The sequence below is a fragment of the Rhizobacter sp. P2_H2 genome (genome assembly GCF_056403375.1).
In genome coordinates, this window is the sequence record NZ_JBFUFP010001525.1 from 1 (window position 1) to 959 (window position 959).

Genomic DNA, 959 nt, shown 5'->3' on the forward strand with positions numbered 1-959 from the left:
GGTCCAGGCATTCCGGACGGATAGCAGCATTGCCAAGTCTCGCGCCACGGTGCGCGAGGATGGGCATGTGCATCAGCAATACCTACCTGCTGCGCGGCCTGCGGACACCTTGGCGGGCCACCTGAYCTTTGCCCTGAAACGCGAGGGTGTCCACCTGGAGTTCCTGGCGCGCTTGTTCCGCGTGCTGCCGGTGGCGGATCTGGCGGCTTGGGTGGCGAGTGAGCCGACGGGCCAGTACGCGCGCCGTGCCGGATTCTTCTATGAGTACCTGACTGGAGAGCACCTGGCGTTTCCGGGCGTGGTCGCCGGCAACTACGTCGCGGCGCTGGACGACGAGGCCTACCTCACCGCCAGCCACCCCACCAACAACCCGCGTTGGCGTGTGCGCGACAACCTGCCCGGCACGCGCGACTACTGCCCGCTGGTGCTGCGCACGCCACGCGTGCAGCAGGCCGAGCGGTACGACTGCGCAGAACACCTGGCGGACCTGGAGGTCGAGTTCGGTGCCGATCTGCTTCTGCGCAGCGCGGTCTGGCTGACGATCAAGGAAAGCCGGGCCAGCTTCGCGATCGAGCATGAAGAGCAGCACGTCGATCGCGTGCGGCGTTTCGCCTCCGCGATGGAGGAGCGCTGTGGGCAGGGCGAGGACCCGCTTTCGGAAGGCGCACTGGGCGAACTGCAGTCCCAGATCCTCGGACCCCGTGCGACGCGCTACGGCGTGCGCCGTTCGCCGGTGTTCGTCGGCGAGGTGGATGGCTTCACCGAGGTGATTCACTACATCGCGCCGCACTGGGACGAGACGGCGGCATTGCTGTCGGGCTTGCGCGGCTTTGCGGCGCGCACGACAGGCGCAGCCGCGCTGCTGCGTGCCGCCGTGCTGTCGTTCGGCTTCGTGTACATCCACCCCATGTCCGACGGCAACGGCCGGATATCGCGCTTCCTGGTCAACGATGTGCTGC

Annotated in this window: 1 protein-coding gene; it reads left to right on the forward strand. The window is 67.5% G+C overall.

The annotated features are described in order from the left end of the window. Positions 1 to 959 (forward strand): Fic family protein (locus AC1D15_RS34465; protein ID WP_477829610.1); only part of this gene is annotated, 959 nt, incomplete at both ends.